This is a genomic window from Thermopirellula anaerolimosa (assembly GCF_054657335.1).
Genome location: NZ_BAAHYX010000006.1, coordinates 342096 through 364916 on the forward strand (window position 1 = coordinate 342096; position 22821 = coordinate 364916).

The window sequence follows — 22821 nt, forward strand, 5'->3', positions numbered from 1 at the left end:
AGCGTGCACGCAGTGGTCGCATGGGTAACGAACTCGGGACAGTCGTTGCGACGCATCTGACGAGATCAAAGACGTCACAAGCGGGTCGGGGGACCTATCCAGAACTGCGACGGGCGAAGACAGAAAAACTGTCGATTCCGCGAAGCGTGCCGCCAAGGGAATCGGCCGATATTGCCAAACGTTGGCGCGGCAAATAAAAGGATTTCGCTGCTTCAGCGAGCGACGCCCGATTCGGTCGCGTCGCCAAAAACGAGAGCTGAATGGCGCAAAGAGCTCGGGCGGCTGGAGTATCCCGAGGGGAATGGCAGAGGCGGCACCCCGACTTCTGAGGCGAATCTGCGAACCTCTGATCGTGAGAAGGCCGCAAGTATGAAACAGACGAGAAAACAAGAGGCGCCGGCCGGATTCGAACCGGCGAATGGTGGATTTGCAATCCACTGCCTTAGCCGCTTGGCTACGGCGCCTTGTATGCAGTGCCAGGAACGTCTCGTCCAGCTAGCAATTGCTTTGCCTTTTGGGCAAAGTCGAATCTCTTGAGCTCGCATGCCCGGCTAGCGGTTGCGGGGTCGTCCCTGCTCCGACGTTACACGCTCATTATAAGTTTCAAACCGTGTCTGGCAAATACCGACCTTGCCGATCGCTTGCGGTGCGACGAGCGGAGGACTCCACGCCGGTAAGAACCTAATCGGAACTCGAGCCTGATGACTCAAGAGATTTTACCACGGTCGGGGATTCTCGCAAACCCCACGGCGGATTTAGAAAATAGGCGACCCGCTCGGCAAATTGCGTTTGCATGCCTTTCCTTAAAGCGATTGAGCCATTGGAAGGATTTTCCGCAGGCTCGCGGATCGAAGTGGCGGCATTTGCCGGGGCCTGCCGGTCGTTGTTGGCGAGTTTCAACCGGGGCAAGGACGGGCTGCGAGCGCGAACTGGGGCGGCTTAGCGTCCTGATCTGCGGGAGCTTGAATTTCCTCTGCTGAATCCGCCTCCAGAAGTACCGGTGCCTACGAATCCCCGAAAGCCTCCAGGAAAACCGCCGGGGAATCCTTGGAATCCGCCGGGTTGACCTCCGAATCCGCGAAACTGACTGCCGGTGCTGGAACGACTGGAGCTGCTGCTTCCGGTACTCCGCGTGCCGGAGGAACCGCTGCTGCCGCGAATCTGGACGTCTCCGCCGAGCAGAGCGGTGAGCGCGGATCGGACCGATTCGGGATTCGCCCGCTGCAAGGTTACCACCTGCGTCGTCTCCTCGGACTCCGTTTCTGCCCGCTGATCCAATTGCTCGACCAATTGTTGCACTTCATTCAATAGTTTTTCGGGAGCTGAAACGATGAGAGAGTTCGTCCGAGTATCCACGCCAATCGACATTTTGGGCTGCTCTTCCTGCGGTTGCGAACGCCCGCCGCTTCCGCCTCGCCCGCCTCGCAAAAGCTGAATCAACTCCTGCGGCGATGGTGCTCGCTGCTGGCTGGACCCGGTTACCAGCCGATCTTGATACACGCTGCGAAGAATGGAGGCAATTTCCTCCGCTTGGGTGTTTCGTACCGGAATGATGACGGTCTTGGGTTGAACAGCGACGTCTTCAGGGCTGTCGGCGCGGTCCAGAACTCGAAGGATTTCTTCAACCAGCTTGAGGTCTTCGGGATAAGCTTGCACAATCAATGCATTGAGACGACTGTCCGGGGTGATTTGAATGCGGCTGGAAATACTACTGGAGGCGGACGAACTGCTGTCGGAGGAGCTTTCCTCGGCGCCGAGAAGGCTGCCCACGAGTCCGCCGCCGACGTTGCCGAACGCCGCTCGGGCAATCTCACCGACGAGCGACCCGCCGGTCGAACCGCTGTTGGTGAGGGTGCCGCCGCCTAGAATCTGATCTAGAATCGCGCCGGCCGTTTCCGCCTTGGCGTGTTTGAGGTAATAGACGACCAATTCTGGTCCGCCGCTTTGTTGGTATTGCCCTGCGGTCATCATGCGCCGAAGCAAGTCTTCAAGCTGGTTGAGGGCGTCCGGGTCTTGGGAAGCGATGATAAGGCCCTCCGGCGTGACGGCCACCACGACCGGCGGCGTCCCGGACGGCGAAGGCGGCACGGCGGGAGACGGGGGGGCTCCATCTGCCTGCGGCGGCGTTGGAGCCGAACCGGTCGGGGGCGGCGCCGAAACCGCGTTGGGATTCTCGGTTGGGGGCGGCGTCGGTTGAGCGTCGCCAACGCTTCCCGTCCCCATATCGCTCGCCTCCGCCGACTGACTCACCAGATGGAAAGGCGATTGAATCGCGTGCGGACTTTCAGTTTCCCACGTCAAACGATTGTTCGTTTGCGGTAGGGAAGTGGAACGGTCGGACTCGGATCGGTGTTCGTGCGAATGTTCGTGTCCGCTGGAGCCGTCGGGGACGAGTGGCTGAAAACCGCCGGGAGGCCCCCATGGGCCGGGCGGGCCGAATCCGCCCGGTGGTCCCCAACCGCCCGGTGGCGGCCAGCTAGGCGCGGGCTGGGGTTGCGTCGACTGATTGCTGGAAGAGGATGGGGCAGTTTGGGCGGATGATCGACTTGTGACGCTTCCCCCGACCAATCGTCGCGTCGTCATTCCCGCCGCTCCCAACGGGATGCGGAAAGATTCCAGTTGACCGCGTTCCACGGGTTGGCCGTCGGCACCGGTCGGTACGGCAGGTTCGGGCGGTGACGCGTCATCGGACACGGAACGCGGCGTAATGACCTGCAAACGGTTATCGCGCACGTTGGGCCAGACGGTTTGCAATTCCCGCAGCATGGCCTCGGCGACTTCCGGCGACATCGGTATGGTCCGGATGAGGTTCACATTTCCGCCGCCCGATCCCGGTTCAGGTTCGCCCATCTTTCGCAGCATTTCGCGAATCTGCTCGATATGAGCGCGGCTGCCGCGAATCAGAAGTTGCCGGGTCGTGATATCGGCGTCCACGGTCGGGGCGTTGACGTTGCTACCGTCCGCGGCGCCGAACAGCTTGTTGATGGCGAGCACCGCCAATTGCGGATCCACGACGCGAAGCGGAATGACCTCGACTTGCCCCGCCTCTCCCTGGAGTTGTTGCAGCGTGGCTCGAATCGTGGCGTGCTGGGCCGGTCGGGCGAAGGCAATCAGATTGCCCGTCTTGGGATCAATCGCCAAGCGGACGTCCGGCATGCCGACCAACAGCGTTTGCAAGACTTCGAGGACGGCTTGCGGGTCGGCGGCGGTTACGGGATAGACTTCCAGTTGCGGCGTGGACTCGATCCCCGCCCCGGATCCGCCGGATGCGGTGGGATCCGCCGCTTCCACCACTTTCGAGAATCGATCCAGCATGTCGGGCGTTCCGGTCACCAGAAGCCTGGCCCCGCCCGGGTCCAAAGCGAAACGCAGGTTGCCGTCCGCCGTGGCGTTTTGATCGGCGGGTATTTGAAACATCTGCCGAACGATGTTCAGCACCTGATCCACCGTGGACGGATTGACTTGGATCACGCGAACATTATTGGCGGCGGCCTCCGGATTCTCGATCGCGTCGATCACTCGGCGGATCGTCCGCAGTTTGCCCGCCGTTTCGGTCACAAACAACTGTTTTGATTTGGGCAACACCAGCACGCTGCCTTGGGGTCCTAACAGCTTTTTGACCTCCGTTTCCGCTTCCTCGGGCGACATGCGTTGAAGCTGGAACAGCGTGCTTACCAACTCATGATCGCCCCGCTTATCCAGGTCCTCCGGCAGAACGGTATCGACGAGGTTGGGCGGGATGCCGTCATCGAGATTCAGGAGGATCAGCATACGTTCCTTACGAACGAGCATGTAACCCTTCATCAACAAAACGCTGTTGAGCAGATCGATGGCCTCCGACGGCGTAAACGCCCGATCGTCGACGTAATTGAACGTTCCGGAGGGCGGGCTTTCCATCACCAGCGATAGACCCGCCTGCTCGGCAAACCACTTCAATACTTCCTGCCAAGGTTGATAGCGAAAATTGAATCGAAGCCGAACGTCCGACGGGGCCAAGGTCCCTGCCGCCGCCGTCTCGGCTGTTGCCTGTTGGTCGACTGCCGGCGTTCCGGGAGGGATTTCGCCGGCGGACGGAACACCGGTAGTCGTGGTCGGAGGCCCAACCGTTTGAGCCGGCGGCGTCGGCGGTGTGGGTTGAGTCGCGGGCGGGGCGACGGCGGACTCTTTGCTCGCCTCACCTTGGCCGTCGGGTATGGACTGCTCGACCGTCGGTTGAGGAGCGGGGGCGTCTGTTGTCGACGGGGCGGGACTTTCCGTTTGGGAGGAAGGGGGCCCCGGTTGCATGGTTTGAGGGGGCAAGGTGTCTGCGGCGGTCACCGGCGCTGAAGGCGACGCTTCGGAAGGTGACGCCCCGGTTTGAGGCTGGCTTTCCTCGGCGGCAGGCCTGGGCGAAACTGCGCCTTCAGGCGGGGTTGCCGCTTCCGGGGACGCCGTACCAGTCGAAGCGGGCGACGTTTCCGCAGCCGCAGTGTCGGAATGCCCTTCACTTGGGGCTTGGGGCGGAGCGGCGGGTTCCTCGACAGGCGGCATCTGTGGTTCCGGAGCTTGCGCTACCGCGGCGGCGGACATAGTATCAGGCGTATTGGGTGGGGGGGCTGACGGTTCCGTTGGCTGTGTTGCGGCGTCCGCGGGCGGTTGTCCGTCGGCGGTTTCCGCGGCGGAAGTCGCGGGGACGCTTGCGACCTGCGCAGAGGCTTCGCCCATCAGGATGGCTCGAAGCGCGGCCCGTTGGGGTTCACCCAGTATGGCTGCGATGGGTTCGTCCAGCTTTTTCACCTCCTCGGGCGGGGCGTCGGGACCCAAGACGCGGAGCTTTTCCTCCCGAATTCGCACCGCCTCACGAACGGCCTCCTGCTGTTCGGGAGGGATTCGAAGGCGTTCCGCCATGACCGGATCGGCCAAGAGAGACAGCCCGTAACGTTTGAATCGCAATTGCTCGAGCTTGGCCCGTTGCTGCGGGCTGAGTACTGCCAAGCCCTTGTCTTCGGTTTCTTTGCGAAAGGGGGCGAGTTTGGCGAATCGCTCATCCGGAGTCAGACCTCGAAAATCCGAGGCAAGATCGAGGACCTCGGCCTCGCGATCCACGACGATTTGGTTGATCTGCGCCAATTGTGTTGGCGTAAGCCCTAGCTGTTGAGCTACTTCCGGCTCCACGGCCAATGCCAACACGCCGACGACCTCGCGTTCGGCGGCTTGGCCGACCGTCATGGAAAGGCCCGTCACCAGCGCAAACCATGCCGCCGCCCAAAGACGCCAACTACGACGGCCCCTGAAGGTCAGGGACGGCGAGCTTTTCGGGGAACGCATCGAGTCCTCTCCAAAAAATGGTCCGCAAATGCGCGCTGATCTTTTCCGAGGTTTTCCACCGGACCGTGATGCGGCACGAACCCAGCGCCAAACGTAGGAAAAATGGGGAAAATAAGGTGCCTGCTTGCGCGACGTGAAGTCGGAAAACAGCCACCATCCTCATATTATGCTCGGAAGTTGCCGTACCTCCAAAGCTCCATTCCAGAAAACGGGCGGTTCAGGCCGGCGATCCCTGCCGAGACCGTGATCAGGTGCGGTGTTCGGAAATGGCATCACCCTGTTATTGCCGCCACGGCTTTCCCATTACTATTAAACCCGACGGTCGTGGCCGGTTTCGAAATAGGCGAAATTCGGGGGGACTTACTGGACAAATCGGCGGCTCACTGCGGGCAACCACTCAAGAGGGTGGTTTTTGACTGGGGTTACCGTGGGAGTTCCAGCCATAGGGTGTGAGGGGCAGAGACGCTCACACGAGGCGGGAAGCGACGAAGTTCCGACAATCTCGGCTTTGCCAACTCCCAAGTTTGACATCTCCGTTGCCGCGCACAAACCCAAGGATGAGAAAAGCTAGCGATTCACGAAGATCAAATACCACGTCGTGGCATATTTCCCCAGCGGAATCTGCCAAGAATTCGATGACTCCGTGGCAGCGAAAGGATCGCCTATGGGGCGTCCGTCCGCGTCCAACGGGACGACTTCCACACCTTTGGCTTCGATGTTCGAAAGGGTGACACGTCCGCGAATGACCTCGATTTCGGTGGGAGCATGCCCCCAATCGTCCAGAGAGGTGCGGTCCGCATTCCATTTCTGCCCGGCATTTGCCACCGAACCACAGAGCGTCAGCAGCAGTTTGCTTGCATCGCGAACAGGTACCGGTTCCACGGCGGAAAGCGTGATCGCGGCGAAATCGTTCTCGACGCTGATTTGCATGTTGGCGGTTTCCGCCGAGAGGTCGCGACAGTGACCGATTAGGGCCTGCGAGCGCGGGGAGTTGACGACTACCAAGCCCCGGTCTTTGCCTTGCGTGAACCAAGTCAGTTCACCGGTATCGGAACGGATGGGATTCTCGACGACGGCATCCGGGGGTATGCGAGTTTCGCCGACGAACGATTCCACGCGCATCGCGTGCCGCAGCGGTAGAGCGGGCGGCAGACCCGGCGTAAAAAGGGGATTCCATTCCCAGCGATTCTTCAGACGGATGCTCTCTCGGACGTCCTCGGGGCTGTAAGATCGGAGGACGGCTTGGTCGGCTGCGCGGACGTCGCCGCGGAGAAAGGCCGGCGCGCAGGCCGCCAATTGCGTCATCTTGACCGGATCGAACGCCAGGTCAAAGTGACCGGCGATTCGTGGTTCCGTCCCCACCACTTCGGCATGGGCCAGGGTGTACCAAAAGATGCCGTCCCAATCTTGAAAGGCCCCGTAGGCAGCCAGGATGGGTATTCCCTCGCACGCGAATTGATGGGGGAACGGGTGATTTACCTCCGAGACGGTGTAGGGTTTGCCGGCTACCGGCGTACGTGCCAATTGCGCGACCGTCGAATGAAGCGGATCCACGACCATGGGAGTATTGGGAATCTTGAAGCCGATGGTTCGCCCGGTGTCGGGATCGCGAATGTACGAGGGATGCTGCCAATACACATGACCGTCCACCACATCGAGCAATGAGGTCGCCGCCACGATCGGATAACCCGAGTGCCCGTGTCCGTGATCGCTATTGCCCACGATCAGGGATTGAACGCCTAAGTCTTCGCGCAAGAATTGCCGCATGGCCATGAAATAATCGCGTTCCAATTCCATGTAGAAGCGGGCCTCGGTGTGGAATCGTTCCGCGGATGCGGACGAGAATTGATCCGGATTCAATCGTGGAATGGCCTCCCCCTCCGCAACCGAGGTCTCCCTTCGGATGCGTTTCAGCGTTTCGGGCGAGACGTTTTGGGTTAACCAGGCGTTGTATCGTTGGGTCAAGTCCGCGGCGTAGCTTGCGGGGATGTCGGTCCACGTTCCCGGGTTCTTCCGCGTATTGGTTCCCCGCAGTCGCCCGTCCATCCAGGCTTCCACAAGCGAGTTCTCGTTGACCAACTCGACGATGGCGACGCATGGTTCGCGGCGGTATTCGTTGCCGGTATAGGGGTTTTTGTGAGTCAGCAGTGTTCGGTCATATTCTCGCTGAAGTTCGAGGAGACGCGGATCAAAATAAGTCAAACCCTTGGCGAATCCCAGCAGTTCATAGTCTCGGACGCCGTCGCCGATCTTATAGGAACGCGCCACGTTGAGGTTGATGTCGCTATAGATGCCTCGGGCCTTGAGTTGGGCAACCATGTAATCCAACCGGTCCAAGTATTCCGGGTCGAGGCGGCGTGTATCGTCGCGAGATGGGTCAATGATGCCGTTCGGGGCGGGACGGTCGAAAAAGTGGAATCGCACGCAATTGACGCCCCAGCGTGCCAATCTTTCCGCCGTCGCCTCGGCATGTTCTTTGGGAGGCAGACCGCCCTTGCCGGAGAGGTTAACGCCCCAAAAACGAATCCGCTTGCCGTCCGCGGTCGCCAAATGACCGTCTCGGACCGTGACAAAACCCGATTTTCCGGCCGGTTTTTCCAGCATATAAGAGAAATCGATCAAGCATCCATCAAGCTTTCCCCAGCTCACGGGAAACGGTTGCAAGGCAGGCGTCGCGGTTTCCTCCGCCGCCCGGGCGGAAAGACAGAACAGGAAAATCCCCATCGCACCGCAGGCGCCGATTCGGGGCATCATGGAGGATTCCTTCGTGCTGGAGGGACTGCTCGGCAAGAAAGACGCAGTCGCGACCGGCGATCTTTGCATTACAACGCGCTTCTGCAACTGGCACGCCGGAACTGCGTCCGTGATGTTAACGTCGGTCATCCTGCTTGCCTAGCGGGCGCGGCCTCAGGCAAGAATGACCACGTCCGACGAGGCCGACATTCGACCGCGGGTTCTCGCCGAAGAGATAAAGGGAAGCGGCACCGCCGGTTACAGTCCGTCGCGGCGGGTCGATCGAATCGACTTACTGGGGCGTGCGGTCGTTCGGCTTTTCGGGCGGGCGGCCTCCGTTGCCTCCCATCTCCCCGGTCTTTACGATCAAGGCCGGCGAGGTGTCGTAGAGGGGCATGTGTCGGTAATAGACCTCCAAGGTGCAAATCGCCAAGGCCGTGGTATAGATTCGGCCACCCTGACGACCGAATTGATCGAGAGGATCCCAACTTCCCGCCAACGAGCCTGTCTTACGCTGACTGGTCAGCAGCGTCTCCTTCATGGCGTCGTTCCATTTCTGCCAGAAATCGCCGCCCATATGATGCATGACCTGCGTGGCGTAGTAAATGTAGTAGAACCACGGCATGGAGGTGTCGAGCTTTTGCGAACTGGGCCGGTTCTCGTTGAGCAGATAGTACGCCCCCGCTTTCAGTCCTTGATGATCCCGCGGCCAGCCCAAGTATTGACGGCAGAGAAGGGCCTCAGCCGTCATGGTGGGAGTTGCTCCCCCACCCGGTAAATAAGCGTAACGCCCGCCGTAACGGTCGGCTTGAGCGCTATCGAGGTATCGCGAGGCCCCGGCGAAAACGCGATCCGGCACGCGGAGGTAGGCCATTTTGCCGCTCCGAAGCGCCATCAACTGCCACCCTAAGACACTCGTGTCTCCCGCCTGCCCCGGGTCGTATCGCCAACCGCCGGCGGAGTGCTGCGCACGCACGATGAAGTCCAAGGCCTTTTGCGCCGGTTCGCGGAGTTGAGGATCCCGGGTCATAGCGTAAGCCTCGCACAGCACGATGGCCGCTTGGCCGTGGGCGTACATATCCCCGATCCCACTCCCTCGCAAATCGCCGTCCTCTTTCTGTTGACCGACAAGCCAATTCAGCCCTCTCAAGACGAGGGATTTGTACTCGCCGCTCCGATGCGTTTGACCGGCCCCCAAAAAGGGCAATAGCGCCAAGGATGTGCCCGCCACGTCCGACTCTTGCCCCAGACCGTCCTCATCCCCGACCGCCCCCGGTGCGCGGTGGAAAGCGTGCAGGCTCCAGCTACCGTCGCGGTTTTGATAACGCGATAACCAGCGAAGTCCGCGGGCAACAGCGGCCTCGGTCTCGTTTGTTCCGCCGCCTTGTTCCAATAACCGGCTTCGCACCGTGGGATCTCGTCCGGCGAACATCACGCCCACCGGGGGCGGAGCCAAAGGCGCCGCGACGTTGCTATCCGCCAGAAAGCTCGAGATGTTCAGGGGGACCGGATCGGCCACGGAGGGGACTTCCACCTCATCCACCCCGGGCGGCGCATCCGCGACGATATCGACCGGCACGGTGAGGCCGGCCTCCTCGAATTCCGCCGGCAGTTCTTGGCGTTCTTTCAGCAACCCTTCTTCACCCTCCAGGTCTCGGTAATTGATGGAGGTCGACAGGGTGATGGCGGCCCGTCGGCTCAAATCGGGAGTGGTGAGCAAGGCCAATAGTAGAAGGGCCACCATGTGAAAGATCAAGCTGATGAGCCAAGCCGGCAGGTCGCTCCAGAGAGTTCGCGAAAGCGTTTGCGGCCGCGCGGCAACGGCGGCGTTGCGGTACCATTCGCGACGGGAAGGCTCGCTGCGGCGGCGGGCCCCTTGGGGGACCAGGATCAATTCGGGCGACGCCCCCGGCGCCACTTCCGCCGCCCACCGACCGGGTTTCGCGTTCTCTGAACGCGACGGTTTCGGCCCCGGCGGTGTCGCCGGTGTTTTGGCGACCGCACGAGAGACGGTGGGTTGAATGGCGGAGGCCGCCTCGGCCGTCCTTTGCTCCCTCTCGGCCTCCCATTGTTGCAGCAGTCGCATGGCCTGCTGCTCTTGCTCCTCTGTCAGTTCGATGCTGAGACCGCAACGCCAGCAATCCGCCATCCTCAGCCAGAGGCGAATGGACATCGGCGCGCCGCATTGAAGGCAAGCGCAGGCCAGCACCCCGCCGTCCAGCCAGATTTCGGTGGGCGACTCTCGGGTTGCGGGTTGCGAGGATTCGACGCTCGCCGAAACGATGCGTTCGGCCGTGTCGCCCGAGGCGGCGGGAGAATTCGCTAACGTTTCCGCCGAAGAATCCTTCATGTAACCAATGCCCTGGCGACGAGGCCGACGGAAAAGACGAGCTCAACCCCCGAGGAGCCGAATGCGATTGCGACAAGGCGAACACCAGCCCTACCATCTAACCGCCGGGGACCGAACGCCTACGCTCGTGCGTCGGCGATGACCTCAACAATCCGGGGCGAGCCTCCTCGTTCATCTCGGCCGGCTTTTCCCACGCCCTGTAGTTGGTGATTCGTCGCTGCCGCCCCGACCTTGCACTCAAAATCATTCTACGAAAGGATTCTCGTCCGTGCCACGACGAATCGAGAAAAAACGACTCCGCGGCGCGGCGTTTGCAAAGCGATTATTTGCCACGAGGGGATGAGCAAAATCGACAGAAGGGTTGTACAAGACGTGGGCAATCCCTCCTCTTAGGAGGGGTGCCGATTCGTTGCGACGAGCGGAAATCAAACGTAGTATAAAAGAAGCTTCGTTTCGAGGCGATGGCCGACTGCCTTGCGGTGGGGCACGAAGGGGTCGGTTTTTTTCAAGGCACCGGAGCAGAGTGCATGACCACCGATTGGACTGCTGAAAGAACCGCCGAACGCGCGGTAGAACTGGGCTTGATCAGCGATTGGGAACTGCGGCGAATTTGGTCGGAGCTGGGGCGTCGCAACGTCCCCCTGGACGAATTCCTGCAATTCCTGGTCCGACGCGAGTTCCTTACCAATTACCAAATCGAAAAGCTCCTCAAGGGGGATAAAGAGGGATTCTTTTACGGCGATTACAAGGTGCTGTATCTGGTCGGAGCGGGCAGTTTTGCCCGCGTCTTTCGGGCAGTCAATCAAACCAACAATCAAGTGGTGGCCCTGAAGGTTCTGCGCAAAAGGTACAGCGAGAACCCCGAGTGCTTTCGCCAGTTCTTGCGGGAAGGACAACTGGGGATGGTCTTGCGCCACCCCAACATCGTGCCGGTGTACGAAGTCTCCTCCCACAACGGCACCCACTATCTTGTGATGGAGTTTGTCGAGGGACAAAATCTGCGCGAATTCCTGAAAATCCGCAAAAAGCTGGAACCGCTGGAAGCCACTCGGATCATGATCGACATCATGAGCGGGCTGGATTATGCGTTCCGTCAGGGTTTGACGCACCGCGACCTCAAGCTCAGCAACGTTCTCATCAGCAGCGAAGGCACCGCCAAACTGGTCGACTTCGGCTTGGCGACGGTGGACGAGTACCTGGAGTCCACGCTTCCCGAGGTTCCGCCGAATGCCCGGGCGATAGACTACGCCGCCTTGGAAAAACTGACGGGCGTCAGTCGCAACGACCCACGCAGCGACATCTTTTTCTCAGGCTGCATGTTTTATCACCTGCTCACGGGCATCGCTCCGCTGTCGGAAACCAAGGATCGGTTGAAGCGGATGAACAAGAATCGGTTTTATGAGATTCCCCCCATTCAAGAGCGGGACAAGAGCGTTCCCAGACTGCTGACGGGGATCATCAACAAGGCCATGTCCTTGGACGTGACGTATCGCTATCAGAACCCCGCTCAGATGCTGCTGGACCTGAAAACCGCCGCCAGAAAACTTGCTCAAGGCGAGGCGGATTCGGACCTGGAAACGCTGCACAACGGCGCGGTGTCCAACGACTCGCAACCGACCGTTCTCGTCGTTGAGTCGAACTATGAACTTCAGGAGTTGTTCCGAAACGGGCTGAAGAAGGTGGGCTTGCGCGTGTTGGTGGTTTCCGATCCGCAAAGAGCATTGGATCGCTGTCGCGATGAAGAATCTGCGCCCGATTGCGTACTCCTAAGCGCCGCGGATTTGGGCGACGCGGCGCTGACCTGTTTCAACCAATTGGGTGATGACCCAAGGACCCACCTGCTCCCGGCCATACTGTTGCTCGACGAGCAGCAAAAGCATCTCGCCGCAATCGCCGTGCGGAGCGATCACCGCCGCGTGTTGCAGATGCCCTTGACGATGAAGGCGCTACGGACCGAGGTCTTGGAGTTGGTGAACCTGCAAAAAGACTTCGCTCGGTGATCGGGCTTGGGCGGGGGCACGCCCCTCACGATTGTATGGTCGCAAATCTGCTCGAAACGTTGGGGCTTTGTCTTGCTGTAATTGTCGGCGTGGCCGAGAGTGAAAAATCTGCACGGTTCCATGCGGAAAGTTGGGGCTAGTCATGTCGCGGCGCGCTCCCCAAAGTATCTCTAGGTTCGCCTGCCCGTGCGACCAAGCATTGCTCACCCAACTTGCTTCATCGTGAATTTCGCGCTGCCTTCGATTGCGGCGGTGCGATTCGTTGCGAGACGGAGCGGGCGCTGGTAGGATGGAAGGTTCAAGCGTTTTGCCATTTGGCTTGTGAGAAATCACCATCCCGCCCGGGTTTTCCATATTGCCCATGATTCGCCTACTCCCCCCGCCGAAATCCGACGAAGATCTCTTTCGCGAAACAACGATGACCTTCGGGGAGCACCTGGAGGAGTTGCGAAAATGCCTTTTTCGCGCCATCGTTGGCTTGGCGATCGGGTTCGTGATCGGTTTGTTTCTGGGAAATCAGGTGGTCAAGCTGATCCAAGACCCCCTGGAAAAGGCCTTGACCAAGCATTACGTCAAGCTGTCGCAGAAGGAGGTGGCCACTCGTCTGACGAGCATGGCTTCGCAGGGGCAGCAAACGGCCTACTCGGCCGACGGCGCCGCCGAGTTCATCTCCTCGCAGCAAATGCTGGTCGATGAATATTTGATCTCGCCCCGCGACGTATTGATCCAGGTCCCCGGCAGTCTGCGACGAATTCGAGAGCGCCGAGAGGATAGCCTCCGGCAGTTGGCGGCAGTTAAGGCAAAACTTGAGCGGGCGGCCAATGGGACAACCGGCGAAAAGATCACGGCGGAAGACCGGGCCTTCCTCCTGCAATTAGGCTTGCAAACCGCGGCGGAAAGCGTTGAGAATAACGGAAACGGGACGCAAGACCCCGCCGCCGACAAAGATTCCCAGGGGCTTCAAAACTCTCCCCAATTGCGGGCGGCGATGGAACGCTTGGCTCAGAACGATTGGGAGACCGTCGTCGATGGGCCGATGTACGGCGTTTTGGCCGAGGCCGTCGGCTCGATGGAGACATCGTTACAAGCTACTTTGGATCATCTGGACAACTTGATCCGATCTTACGATCTGACGGAGGAGGCGGTCGGCAAGTCGCTCAGCGGACAGGTGGATAATCGCGAGTTGATCCACATCTTTGCCTGGCGTCCCGCCAAAGACGATTCCCGGGTAAGAGCCAAGAGTCTTAGTGCCCACGAGGCGTTTTCCATCTACATCAAAGCTTCCTTGTTGGTCGGCGCGATTCTCTCGGCCCCTTGGGTGTTTCTGCAAATCTGGTCGTTCGTTGCCGCCGGTCTCTATCGGCATGAACGCAAGTTTGTGTACACCTTCCTTCCGTTCAGCTTGGCGTTGTTCTTCGCCGGAGCGGCCATGGCGTTCCTGTACGTCTTCGAACCGGTGCTCACGTTTCTCTTTCAATTCAACGAGTGGATGGGCATCCAGCTTGAACCGCGAATCAGCGATTGGCTTTCCTTCGTCTTGATCTTGCCGCTCGGTTTCGGGATCGGCTTCCAGTTGCCGCTGATCATGTTGTTCTTGGAAAGAATCGGTATCTTCACCGTGAAGGACTATTTGTCCCAGTGGAAAATGGCCATCTTGGTGATCTTTGTGGCTTCGGCCATCTTGACCCCCCCGGATCCCTCAAGCCAGTTGCTGATGGCCGTACCGCTGAGCCTGCTTTATTTCGGCGGACTGCTGCTGTGCAAGTTTTTCCCGCGGAGTCGCAGCGGATTTAGCGACGGGACCGATAGCTCGGCCTCGACCGCATAAGGTGCCGGCATAGCGCCGATAAGATCGCCGCTTCTTGGGAAGCAAGGTGTCGCATTCTTCTCAAGAGTCGCATGTCTCCTGTTATTCGCATGCTTCCCATCCTTCCTGCGTGGCCGCAAAATCGAGCAAATTTGCACAGCCGGTAAGTTCGCTGAAGGCCATAACATTGGCTGGTCGATAACGTAGATACTATGTGGTGCGACCATTGCCAAAGAGACGTTCCGATTCTGCGACAGCCCGACGGCGGTCTGTTATGCCCCCAATGCGGGACATACCGCCGTTCGGCTGACTCTACGCTTGCCAAAGGGCGGGACGAAGCCCCTCGTGTCTCGGCATGCGAACTCGGGACCGATTCGGGAGACACCTCCGCGACCGGACCGATGCCCGAGTCTCCAACGCCCCACGGGTTGGATTCCTTTTCGATTTCGAGCCAAGATGGTTGGTGCAAGTTGGAGGCTCGATTGCGCGAGTTGAGGCTTGCCCTGGATGGTGTGATGCCGTTGGACGCCGCCGAGGACCGTGAGGCCGTTCGTACCTCCCGGCACGACCTGGCACATCAAGAGGTCTCGGCGGTACATTGGTCACGACCGGAGCGACGGAGTCCTGCTCGTGTGCCGGTTGATCAGCGGGATCGCGCGGAATCGTCCGTCGTATTCTGGGGCGCGCTCGCGCTGGGACTCACGTGCTTCGTTTGCGGCTCGATTCTCCTAGGTTGGTCGCTTGTTCTCAAGGCGACCGTTCTGGGGTTCTACGGCGTACCGATCGGATCGGTAGGGTTGGGCTTTCTGTTGGTTGCCGCGCTCTTCCGCCCGCGCAATACGGCAACGCGGAAGTTGCATCCGATGCCGAGGCAGCGCCGCACTGCCAGTCGCCTTCGGAGAAAGAGTGGCGGTTTACAGTACTTCTGACCGCCGGCGGGCTTTTCCGCGCCGCCTCGTCACCGCGGCGAAAGCGGGTGCAATCCGAAATCGAGAGTGGTACCCCGGCGACTGCTGCTTTGGGAAGAATCCGTCCGGTCGGCGAATCGCCGCAAAATTCGTATGCGACGCGGCCTAATTCTCCAGGAACAGCCTGACGTGTTGATCCCGCCCCGCCATCAAGGGCAAGGCCTGTCCGAAAAAGGTTTTTGCCTCTTCCATGCGGTTGTCGAAGTGGAGCATTACTCCCAGCAGGAATAATAAGTCGCCGTTTTGGGGCGATTGCTGAACGGCCTCCGCGAGGCGGGCAATGTGAGCACGCTTGGCGGGTTGGTCGTTGCCGTACAATTTATCGAGTCGGAAAGGCCCCTTCGGCCATTCGGGATGCATTTCGAGGCCGCTTTTCGCGGCTTGCGCGGCCTGCTCGTAGGCGCCCATCGCCACCAGCGCAAAGACTTGACGGAAGTAAGCGTCTGCCAGACGCGGTACGGCCTTCGCGGCGTTGCGGTACTGGCCGTAGGCCTCGCGATACTTCCCCTGCGTGAAGAGCCGATCGCCGTTTTCCAAGAATCGCCAACCGGTTTGCAGCATCCTATCATCGCCGAGGTTGCGATTGTCGGCGGCGGGGTCGTTTCGGCCGGCATTCTTCGCAAGCGGTTCGATCCGGCGAAGTTCGGCGTCGCGAGGACTCGGCCGATGGCCTTGCGGCACCGGACCGATCGGTAAGCCGGGCAGGGGGAAGTTCGTGACGAGGGGCACCGTTTGCCATTGGTAGTAAGTGTACGGTATCCCGCGAACCCCGCCGTATCCGCCTGACCCGCTTCCGGGGTCCCATCGCCACAGCCAAACAGTTTGTTGGCGGTAGTAAAGGGCGTACGGCACGGGCCCCGGCACCACGGTCGAGTAGGAGAAAGTGCGCGGAACCTGAAACGGCGGCACGACGTAAATAGGCGGAGCGGAATGGCCTGGATGCGAGCACGCGTCGTCGCCCCCGGGTCGGTAGTGTCGGTCGGAGATGTCTTCGGCCCGAACCGAAACCCGTGAACCGACGAACCCGCCCATCAATCCATTCAGTGCGACCGCCGCGTAGATCAGAAGAATGCCGCCGGACGATGGTCGGCCTTGCGACCTAAGTCGCCCTTGATCCTTTCGACCACCTAAGCGCGGCCCGGCAAGGGATCCGTAATCGAGCATAAAGGCCCCTCCTGCACCTGGTCGACTCCAACGGTGGCGCACCGCAGCATCGCCGTGGGTAGTTCGCTCAGAGAGGCCGAATCTTGGTCGCGACGATTCCCGTTGGCACAATATCATTGTACGCGACCGAGTCGTTGGGAACGAGACGCATTCGCCTGGGAAAGCGACGACGTCGCCGGGCATCCTCACTCTCGGATGGCTTCCCAGGCCTTTAGGGCCTGCGCTCGTGCTTCGCCATGCTCCACGATTGGCAGCGGATAATGATCCCCCAGGGTAACCCCTGCTTGGGCTAGGGCTTCAGCGGGCATTTCCCAGGGACAATGGATATACGACGTCGGCACGCGGCGCAACTCCGGAATCCAGCGGCGGACATAGACGCCCTCGGGATCGAACTTCTTTCCCTGAAGAATGGGGTTGAACACACGAAAATACGGCGCGGCGTCGGCGCCGCAACCGGCAGTCCACTGCCAACCGAGAGTATTGTTTGGCAAGTCGGCATCGACCAAGGTGTCCCAGAACCAACGGGCGCCTTCGTTCCAGGGGATAAGCAGGTGTTTGACGAGAAACGAGGCGACGATCATTCTCACGCGGTTGTGCATCCATCCGGTATGCCACAATTCACGCATTCCGGCGTCCACGATCGGGTAGCCCGTCCGACCGCGTTGCCATGCCCTCAGACGTTCGCGACTGGGTTGCCACGAGAATCGCAGAAACTCTTGCCGTAAGGGCGTATCGGGCGTGTGCGGGAAGTGGTAGAGCAAGTGATGGGCGAATTCGCGCCAACCCAACTCACTGCAAAATACACGAACATTCTCGTCTTGCTTGTCTTTCCTGTTTGGCGACTTCGAGTCGCGACCGGGAGAATGCCCGTTCACTGCATGCCAGACGCGACGGATACTGATTTCGCCGAAGTGCAAGTGCGGGGATAAGCGCGAGGTGCCCCGTACGTCCGGTCGGTTCCGAAACTCCGCGTACTCGGGCAAGCCTTCCGCGAGGAATGCGTTCAAGGCCGCGGTCGCCCCGTCTTCGCCGGGATTCCACGCGGCGCGAAGCCCGCCGGCCCAATCGATCGTCGGTTCCAAACCGAAATCGGCCAAATCGAGCGAGTGAGGGCGTGGATTTGGGGGCAGCAGGGTCGTAGGAACCGGCTTGGGAGGTTCGGGCGGCAGATGCGCGGCGCATGCTTTCCAAAACGGCGTGAAGACCTGATACGGTCGGCTCTGCCCGGTCAAAACTTCCCAAGGTTCCACGAGGAGCGAACCCTTGAAACTTTCCGCATGGACTCCGTTCTCGCGAAGGAGCCGCTTGATCAGGGAGTCTCGCTGCATGGTTTCCGGTTCGTATACGCGATTCCAAAAGACGGCGTCGCAGTCCGTTGTTTTTAGAATTTCCTGGATCGTTTCGATCGTCGGTCCGCGTCGCAACGTCAAGGACGCGCCTAGACGCCGCAGCGATTCGTCGAGTCGGAGCAGGGATTGATGGAGCCACCACCGCGAGGCCGCGCCTGGTGCCCAATCTCCTTCCTCTTCGGGCGCCCAGACGAAAAGGCAGACAACCGGTCCGCCGCGCTGAACCGCCGCGAGGAGAGCGGGGTTGTCGTCCAGTCGAAGGTCTCGGCGAAACCACACAACGGAACCGCTCATCGTTGTCTCCCGTCGACCAATCTTGGGTCGCGTTTACCGGTTCGTCTCTGCGCCGCCGACGCGGGCGGGACGCAGTTGGCCCTATCTGAAAAGCCCTGCACGGAATTCATCCCGTCCGACGGCATCGCGTCTCGTTCCGGCGGAGCGAGTCGCCGGTTCGCGGTCAACTTCACCGAGTTGACTTGTCCTCCGATCGGACACTACATTGTTGTCGGCAAGGCGGAGGACCGTCTTCCGTATCCCACCGACCCGGGCGACCGGACAACGGCGTCATTCCCACTTATGGCAGAGGCGACGAACGTGAAATCTCCCCTTCCATTATCGCGACGTTCCCTGCTCAAGACGGCATCCGCGGCAGCGATCGGCCCATGGACAGTTTCGCTTGCAACGGCGGTCGCTTCGGATGAAAAGCCCGACGGGACCGGCTTGCGACTGTCCGCATCCTCCATCAATTTTTCGCGATTGCCGATCGAGGCGGCCTGCCGCACAATCGCGGAATTGGGATTTGAAGCCGTCGATATCTGGTCGGCCCACGCAGGCTGTCCACATTTGGATGACGTGCAAAATCGACTCGGCGCCTCCGGTTTGCGCGAGCTAATGGATGCGGTGAAACTCAAGCTGTACGCCTTCTCCGTGTACGCCGGAGGTTATCCTAAGTATGCGGAATTGTTGGGACAATGCGGCGGCGGAGTGGCTATTCGCGGGAGTGCGGGGCCTTGCGATTCAGTCGAATTAATCCCCAAGATGAAGGCTTTCTTAGAGTCACTCAAGCCGGAATTGGAGTTGGCCGAAAAGTATGACTCTTACTTGGCCATCGAGAATCACGGAAGCGCACTCCTCGACTCATGCGACAGCTTGAAGGCGTTCACCGACCTCAACCGGCATCCGCGGCTGGGAATCGCCTTGGCGCCGTATCACATCCAGGCGCGTAGTGAAGATGTGGCTGAGGCCGTTCGCATCTGCGGCGGGCAACTGTTTTACTTTTACGCCTGGCAGAGGGCGGAGGGGATGGACCAACTGCCGGGCCACGGGCCGAGTGATTTCACCGCATGGTTGGCTGCGCTTCGCTCGGTTGGCTACCGGTGGTACGTTAACCCCTTTATGCACGACGAACCGGAACCGGATGTCATGGCGGCGGCCCTGGCCAAGTCCCGAGACTACCTTCGAGAACGTTGGAATGCCGTTCTAGTCGCCCAAAACTGATTCCCCATCCATTTTTTAGGGAGAAACGCCGTGAATCCTCGCTCGCATTGTCGGCTATGGACTCGCAGGGACTGGCTGGGAAGCACGGCATCGGGTTTGACCGCGCTCGGTTTGCCGATGGTCGTCCCGTCCGCGTCGGTTTGGGGTTACGAAGCCAACGAGCGGCTTGCCGCGGCGTTGGTTGGGGTGTCCGGTCGCGGTGAATGGTTCGTGCAGACAATTCCTACGATTGGTGCGAAGGTCGTCGCCCTTTGCGATGCGAACGCGCGGCGAGCGGCGGCGGCATTCGCGAAGTTTCCCAACGTACCGAAGTTCTCCGATTTCCGTCGCATGCTGGATGCGGAAGGCTCGCGGATCGATGCCGTCGTGATTGCGGTCCCCGACCATAATCACGCCGTCATCGCCGACACCGCGATTCGCGTGGGAAAGCACGTCTACTGCGAGAAACCTTTGACCCATGACGTGCGCGAGGCGAGGATTTTGCGGCTCAATGCGGTACACTACGGTGTAGTCACGCAAATGGGAAACCAGGGCACGGCCACCGACGCCTTCCGTGAAGGGGTGGAGTGGATTCAATCCGGCAGGCTGGGAGCGGTGAAAGAGGTGTTCGTTTGGAAGGACAGCGGCGGAGCGGGGCCTCGCCCGTTGCCGCAGGGAGGCGGTGCGCCGCCCGATGAGTTGAATTGGGACGTGTGGTTGGGACCGGCCTCGGATCGCCCCTTCGACAACGAGTGGCTGCAATGGCACACATGGCGGGATTTCGCCACCGGAAACCTGGGCAATTGGGGATCGCATTCAGCCAACATGGCGTTCATGGGACTCCGCTTGGAAATCCTTTGGCAACACGGCGGGGCAAGTTCGCCGATCGTGGTTCGGGCTGAGGTGGGTTCTCCGCCCGGTCCGACCCATCCGCGATGGGAAATCGTCGAATGGCGCGTACCCGCCCGCGAGGACCTGCCCCCGGTCGCCTTCCGATGGTTCAACGGCGCGGGATCGCCCGGTCAACGCGAGCATGTCGAATCGCTGATGGGCAAAAAGCTCGACTGGGGAGACGCCGGGGCGAAAAAGTGGGACGATCACGCGGGGTGCCTGATTGTCGGCGAGCGAGCCATGATTCACGCCACCGGCCACAACTCCAGCTACGTCTTGTTGCCGGAGGAGGCTGCGAAGACCCTCGAAAGACCGGCCCCCACATTGCCGCGGCACGGAAGTCACGAACGAGAGTGGGTTCAGGCCTGCAAAGGCGGGCGGCGTCCCATGTCGCACTTCGGCTACTCGGGACTGCTGACCGAATTTCTGATGCTCGGCAACGTAGCCACGCTATTCCCTGAGAGGGAACTGGAGTACGACCCAATCTCCGGTCGCATTCGCAACGACGTGGACGCGGACGCGGCGCTTTTGCGCGAGTATCGAGCCGGTTGGCAACTCGAGGAAACGTAGTCCGACCTCTGATCGAGGGGCGATTCCTCGTACAGGGGCGGACGCTCGGCCGACTCGTCGGCATCCGCCGCTGCGCGGTTCATTCCATTTCCTCGGTTGGGATGAACTTCCGGAATTCCTCCTCCGTGAGTTGGGGAACGCCCAGCGATTGGGCCTTCTGGAGTTTGCTGCCCGGGTTATCACCTACCAAGAGAAAGTCGGTCTTGCGCGACACTTGCGACGCGGCCTTGCCGCCGAGACGCTCGATCAGACGTTCCACCTCCTCGCGTGTTCCGAGTTGGAAACCGCCCGTGACCACGAGCGTCTTGCCTGCCAGGGGTAACGGACCGCTTGCTTCGACCGCGTCCTCCGTCAGCTTGACACCGCATTGACGCAGGTCTTCGAAGATGCGACGTCCGCGCGGACTGTGAAAAAATTCATGGACGCTCTGCGCGATGACCGGTCCGATCTCCGGAATGGCGGACAAGTCCTCGATGTCGGCGTCGAGCAGGCCGTCCACGGAACCGAAATGCCGGGCCAAGATGGTCGCGGTCTTTGTGCCCACGTGACGAATGGCCAGTCCGGCCAATACCGCCGCAAGACCGCGCCGTTTGCTTTTCTCGATGTTGCTGAGCAGGGTGCCGGGGAGTTTTGGGCCCATCCCCTCGAGTCGCGAGAGTTGTTCCCGATCCAGTCGGAACAGATCGCCGTAAGTTTTCACCAGTCCGCTTTCGACCAACTGTTCGATCAGCTTCTCGCCCAAGCCGTCGATATCCATGGCGTCTTTTCCCGCGAAAAAGCGGAGACGTTCCTTGAGTTGGGCAGGGCATTCCGGATTGCGGCAAAGGACATAGACGCCGCCTTCCTCGCTTGCAAGTTCGGAACCGCAGTCGGGGCAGAGACGCGGAAAAGGAAAAGGCGGAAGTCGGTAGCGACGACGGTGCCGTTCCACTCGGACGATGTGAGGGATGATCTTGCCCGCCTTTTCCACGACTACCACATCCCCCACGCGGACATCCTTGCGACGAATCTCGTCTGCATTGTGCAGGCTCGCTCGCGTGACGACGGTCCCGGCCAGTTGCACGGGAGCCAGGATCGCCACCGGGGTAACCACGCCGGTCTTTCCCACTTGGGCATCGACGGCGACCAGTCGCGTCACGGCTTCGTATTTTTCGAATTTGTAGGCGATCACCCAGCGAGGGCTTTTGGCCGTCGTACCCAAACGCTCGCGCTGATCGAATCGATTGACCTTGATGACCAATCCGTCGATTTCGAAATCCAACTCGTGCAATCGCTCGATGACGGATTCACAGTATTCCAGGGTCTCGGTCGTGCTACGAAAGCACGCGGCTAGAGGGGGCACCGGGACGCCGTATTCCCGCATCTTTTCGAGAAACTCGGAATGGGTCGCGACCGGGAAACCTTCGGCATATCCCAGGCCGTGGCAAAAAAACCGTAATCGCCGGCGGCGGCATATTCGGGGATCCAGCAGTCGAATCGTGCCTGCCGTCACGTTTCGCGAATTGGCGAAAGGAGGCTCTCCCAGGCGTTTTTGCTCCTCGTTCAGCAGGCTGAGATCGGTGTTCGTCATATAGATCTCGCCCCGAATCTCCAGCACGGGCGGTACGTCCCGACCCATCAATCGCAACGGGATATCGCGGATCGTCTTGGCGTTGTGGGTGACGTCGTCGCCGACCATGCCGTCGCCTCGGGTCACGGCGCGGCGGAGAAGGCCGTCTTCGTACCACAGGGAGGCGGCTACGCCGTCGATCTTCAGTTCCACCACCCATTCGACGTCTTCGCCGGGCAGCAGTTTCCGCACACGCTGCATGAAATTGTCAAGCTGATTCAAATCATAGGTGTTTTCGATCGACAACATCGGCACGCGGTGTCGCACCTTTTCCAGCCCTTCCACAGGCCGGTCGCCGAGGCGGCGTGTGGGGCTGTCCTCCGCAGCGTATTCGGGATGAGCCGCCTCCAGGTCGCGAAGTCGCTCCATCAGGCGATCGTATTCCCGATCCGATATCACGGGCGCCGCTTCGACGTAATACTTCCGGTCGTGATATCGAATCAGCTCGCGTAGACGCTCGATCTCTTGTGCAACGTCGGATGTCATGCCAAGCATTCCGTTCGAGGGTTCTCGGCGATCTCGTTGGAACGGCAGTCCGCTGAAGAAAACGGGCGCAAACCGTCACGGCGGATATCACGCCGCGTGATCTGCGCCGAA

General features: G+C 60.4%; 11 protein-coding genes and 1 tRNA gene. 5 read left to right on the forward strand and 7 right to left on the reverse strand.

Features of this window, described 5'->3' with window-relative positions:
* Positions 1-391: 391 nt before the first annotated feature.
* The 4 genes from ACYQ6J_RS07465 to ACYQ6J_RS07480 all read right to left on the reverse strand — a co-directional run bounded on the left by ACYQ6J_RS07465 (position 392) and on the right by ACYQ6J_RS07480 (position 10390).
* Positions 392-464: transfer RNA gene (locus ACYQ6J_RS07465), tRNA-Cys, on the reverse strand.
* 475 nt (positions 465-939) lie between these two features.
* A complete protein-coding gene (locus ACYQ6J_RS07470) occupies positions 940-5307 on the reverse strand; it encodes a secretin N-terminal domain-containing protein (RefSeq protein ID WP_460183555.1) in 4368 nt (1455 codons plus the stop codon).
* A gap of 567 nt (positions 5308-5874) precedes the next feature.
* A complete protein-coding gene (locus ACYQ6J_RS07475; RefSeq protein WP_460183556.1) occupies positions 5875-8061 on the reverse strand; it encodes a hypothetical protein in 2187 nt (728 codons plus the stop codon).
* A 271-nt stretch (positions 8062-8332) separates the two neighbouring features.
* The gene (locus tag ACYQ6J_RS07480; protein WP_460183557.1) at positions 8333-10390 is read right to left on the reverse strand and encodes a prenyltransferase/squalene oxidase repeat-containing protein; all 2058 of its coding nucleotides are present in this window, start codon (positions 10388-10390) and stop codon (positions 8333-8335) included.
* A gap of 527 nt (positions 10391-10917) precedes the next feature.
* Here ACYQ6J_RS07480 and ACYQ6J_RS07485 point away from each other — a divergent pair.
* From ACYQ6J_RS07485 to ACYQ6J_RS07495, 3 genes are all read left to right on the forward strand, one after another.
* Positions 10918-12390 (forward strand): protein kinase domain-containing protein, encoded by a 1473-nt coding sequence (locus tag ACYQ6J_RS07485; protein ID WP_460183558.1) that lies wholly within the window; start codon positions 10918-10920, stop codon positions 12388-12390.
* A gap of 418 nt (positions 12391-12808) precedes the next feature.
* Positions 12809-14218 carry a twin-arginine translocase subunit TatC gene (tatC, locus tag ACYQ6J_RS07490; RefSeq protein WP_460183559.1) on the forward strand — a complete coding sequence of 470 codons (1410 nt, stop codon included), beginning with the start codon at positions 12809-12811 and terminating at the stop codon, positions 14216-14218.
* 380 nt (positions 14219-14598) lie between these two features.
* Complete coding sequence (locus ACYQ6J_RS07495) at positions 14599-15126, forward strand: hypothetical protein (protein WP_460183560.1); 528 nt, start codon at positions 14599-14601, stop codon at positions 15124-15126.
* A gap of 144 nt (positions 15127-15270) precedes the next feature.
* On the opposite strand, the gene ACYQ6J_RS07500 is transcribed toward ACYQ6J_RS07495, so the two are convergent.
* Positions 15271-16329 carry a hypothetical protein gene (locus ACYQ6J_RS07500; protein ID WP_460183561.1) on the reverse strand — a complete coding sequence of 353 codons (1059 nt, stop codon included), beginning with the start codon at positions 16327-16329 and terminating at the stop codon, positions 15271-15273.
* Positions 16330-16514: 185 nt separating this feature from the next.
* Complete coding sequence (locus ACYQ6J_RS07505; protein WP_460183562.1) at positions 16515-17972, reverse strand: cryptochrome/photolyase family protein; 1458 nt, start codon at positions 17970-17972, stop codon at positions 16515-16517.
* A 300-nt stretch (positions 17973-18272) separates the two neighbouring features.
* Between ACYQ6J_RS07505 and ACYQ6J_RS07510 the strand changes: the two genes are divergently transcribed.
* The gene (locus tag ACYQ6J_RS07510) at positions 18273-19175 is read left to right on the forward strand and encodes a sugar phosphate isomerase/epimerase family protein (RefSeq protein WP_460183563.1); all 903 of its coding nucleotides are present in this window, start codon (positions 18273-18275) and stop codon (positions 19173-19175) included.
* Positions 19176-19205: 30 nt separating this feature from the next.
* On the forward strand, positions 19206-20615 hold the full coding sequence (locus ACYQ6J_RS07515) for a Gfo/Idh/MocA family protein (RefSeq protein ID WP_460183564.1): 1410 nt from the start codon (positions 19206-19208) through the stop codon (positions 20613-20615).
* A 79-nt stretch (positions 20616-20694) separates the two neighbouring features.
* Here the strand turns inward: ACYQ6J_RS07515 and ligA are convergent, their stop codons facing one another.
* On the reverse strand, positions 20695-22710 hold the full coding sequence (gene ligA / locus ACYQ6J_RS07520) for an NAD-dependent DNA ligase LigA (protein WP_460183565.1): 2016 nt from the start codon (positions 22708-22710) through the stop codon (positions 20695-20697).
* Positions 22711-22821: the final 111 nt, after the last annotated feature.

Excerpts from the sequence above, each read along its gene's own strand:
- ACYQ6J_RS07500 (WP_460183561.1), bottom strand. The coding sequence starts at position 16,329 with ATGCTCGATTACGGATCCCTTGCCGGGCCGCGCTTAGGTGGTCGAAAG.
- ACYQ6J_RS07495 (WP_460183560.1), top strand. The coding sequence starts at position 14,599 with ATGCCCGAGTCTCCAACGCCCCACGGGTTGGATTCCTTTTCGATTTCG.
- ligA (WP_460183565.1), bottom strand. The coding sequence starts at position 22,710 with ATGACATCCGACGTTGCACAAGAGATCGAGCGTCTACGCGAGCTGATT.
- ACYQ6J_RS07485 (WP_460183558.1), top strand. The coding sequence starts at position 10,918 with ATGACCACCGATTGGACTGCTGAAAGAACCGCCGAACGCGCGGTAGAA.
- ACYQ6J_RS07470 (WP_460183555.1), bottom strand. The coding sequence starts at position 5,307 with ATGCGTTCCCCGAAAAGCTCGCCGTCCCTGACCTTCAGGGGCCGTCGT.
- ACYQ6J_RS07480 (WP_460183557.1), bottom strand. The coding sequence starts at position 10,390 with ATGAAGGATTCTTCGGCGGAAACGTTAGCGAATTCTCCCGCCGCCTCG.
- tatC (WP_460183559.1), top strand. The coding sequence starts at position 12,809 with ATGACCTTCGGGGAGCACCTGGAGGAGTTGCGAAAATGCCTTTTTCGC.
- ACYQ6J_RS07505 (WP_460183562.1), bottom strand. The coding sequence starts at position 17,972 with ATGAGCGGTTCCGTTGTGTGGTTTCGCCGAGACCTTCGACTGGACGAC.
- ACYQ6J_RS07475 (WP_460183556.1), bottom strand. The coding sequence starts at position 8,061 with ATGATGCCCCGAATCGGCGCCTGCGGTGCGATGGGGATTTTCCTGTTC.